The organism is Psychrobacter sp. 1Y4 (assembly GCF_051847555.1).
The window spans coordinates 1-1,834 of record NZ_JBPYDE010000041.1; the positions used below are offsets into that span (position 1 = coordinate 1).

The 1,834-nt window shown below is 42.7% G+C and carries 2 protein-coding genes; both read right to left on the reverse strand.

The window, feature by feature from the left end; translation table 11 throughout:
• Positions 1 to 240 precede the first annotated feature (240 nt).
• A complete protein-coding gene (locus tag ACS8FC_RS13955; protein WP_055124581.1) occupies positions 241 to 579 on the reverse strand; it encodes a RidA family protein in 339 nt (112 codons plus the stop codon).
• A 163-nt stretch (positions 580 to 742) separates the two neighbouring features.
• On the reverse strand, positions 743 to 1,834 hold a 1,092-nt coding region (locus tag ACS8FC_RS13960), incomplete at its 5' end, for an NAD(P)/FAD-dependent oxidoreductase (RefSeq protein ID WP_439297200.1).

A 1,834-nucleotide genomic window follows, 5' to 3' on the forward strand; every position in this document is an offset into this window, starting at 1 on the left:
GAAGGTATTGATGCTTTTATTGAGAAACGCCAAGCGGTATGGAAAGGGTGCTAATTCCTACGATACTAATCACTATATCGCTTAAATTATTTCACATAAATTATTTTTAGTTTAGGAAGCTAACATACTCTTAATAATTAAACTGGCTTATTGCCAAATATAAAAAAGGCCATGATATCGCTATCATGGCCTTTTTTATTTCTATTTAATAACGGTACTACAGATACTACGAGCCGTTTATTACTCAGCAGCGATAGCGATCATCTCAACCAATAGCTCAGGGCGTGCAAGCGCTGACTCACCACAAGCGCGAGCCGGTGGCTGAATACCTTCAAACCACTGGTCGTAGACTTCATTCATGGCAGCAAAGTCAGCCATGTCTTTGATCCAAACCGTTACTGATAGTAGCTTTGATTTGTCACTACCCACTTCTTCTAATAGCGTTTGGATTTTTTCCAAGCAAGTCAATGTTTGCGCTTTGATATCGTCTTCTGCATTACCGACCTGACCACACAAATAGATCGTCTGGTTATGGATTACGGTTTTGCTCATACGCTGATTGCTATGTAGCTTCTTAATCATGTCTATACCTTTTATTTATTAATTTAATTCTGTGCTAACTATAGTCAATCCACTATAAAAGCGTTACAGCGTTAACCTCGCTTGAAGTATGACATATACATCTGCACTCGGTTGCCTTGTACCGCTCTTAAATTGGATCAACTATATATTAGATACGCGCTTAGTTAGAAAAACGCTGAGCGCTAAATGGTGCAAGATCGACCAATGCAGGCTTGTCATGAATCATCTCTTCAACCAGACGCCCTGTCATTGGCCCTAAGGTAAAGCCTTGATGGCTGTGACCAAATGCGAACCAAAGCTTGTCATGCTTATCAGCAGGACCGATGACTGGCTTCATATCAGGCATACAAGGGCGTGACCCTGCCCATGCTTCGCTCTCAACCGCATCTTCTAATGGTAAGATTTTTTTAGCAAGCTTCAATACGGTTTGCAATTGACCAAAGTTCTTTGGTGCATTCATGGTGGTCATCTCAGCGCCCGTAGTGATACGGATACCCTGCTGCATCGGCCCCATAACAAAACCTTTGTCCATATCAAACATACTGTGATGGATTGTGTTCTTGTCTGTCACTTTGAAATGCTGATGATAGCCGCGCATTGGGAACAACGGCAGATTATAACCAAGTGGTCTGATCAAATCGTTTGACCAAGGGCCTGCTGCGATGACCAATTTATCACTATAATACGTATCTTTATCAGTGATAACTTTCCAGCCGTCCGCTTCTTGGACGATTTCTTTTACATCATTTTCTTTGATCGTACCTTGCATGTCTTGGAAGTTTTTCGCGTAGGCTTTTACAAGCGAGCTTGGGTTTGATACTTGCCATGAATTCAACCAATGAATAGCACCAACGAAACCTTCGAAATTGGCACGAGGCTCCATTGCTTTTAGTTCTTCAAGGTTTAACACGTTATGCTCAACACCTTGGTTACGAGCATCAATGGCTGATGCTTGCGCTTCTTTGAACGTCTCTTCTGAGCGATGTAGTTGTAACCAACCATCACGAGTAATGAGCTCATCAGCACCAGAAGCGCTAATCATGGTTTGGTGCTCACTAGTGCAATGCTCAATCAGCGTCTGCCACTCTGACTCGATTTTTTTGACAGACGCAGGCGTAGAGTATTTCCAGTATTGCAGTAGCGCTTGATGATAACGCAGAATCGCTGGTATGCGATAACGAATATCGGTACCTTGGTTCGGCAATACTCGGATCATCTCTGTCAGCTGACGCGGAAAAGGATGCGTATGAAT